Origin of the sequence: Denitromonas iodatirespirans (assembly GCF_018524365.1) — a bacterium.
GTDB lineage: Bacteria > Pseudomonadota > Gammaproteobacteria > Burkholderiales > Rhodocyclaceae > Nitrogeniibacter > Nitrogeniibacter iodatirespirans.
Genome location: NZ_JAEKFT010000156.1, coordinates 1 through 319, shown reverse-complemented (window position 1 = coordinate 319; position 319 = coordinate 1). Strand labels below are relative to the sequence as shown.

The 319-nt window shown below is 72.7% G+C and carries 1 pseudogene; it reads left to right on the top strand.

What is annotated here, in order from left to right:
* Positions 1–22 precede the first annotated feature (22 nt).
* Positions 23–319: pseudogene (locus I8J34_RS25360) on the top strand (type VI secretion system tip protein VgrG); the annotation flags it as partial.

Sequence of the window (319 nt, the reverse complement as noted above, 5' to 3'; positions counted from 1 at the left end):
CGACGCCGAGCCGGCCGGCGACATGGCCCCCGCCGCCGCCTTGCTCGGCCAGGCCGACACCCTGGCCCAAACCCTCTCCAAAGCCGCCGCCACCCACCAAACCGTGCCACTCGCCGCCGCCATCGGCTCAACCGGCGCCAACCAAAGCACCATCGACCCGAACGCCGCCCCGCTCAAGGCCCTGCACACCGTCGCCCGCGGCATGGCAGACGGCACCGACTTCGACGCCGCGCTCGCCGACGCCAGCCAGAAGAACACCGCCACCGCCGGCAAACTCCCCCATCTCACCGATGCGGCCATCGTCCAGGCCGCAAAGGCC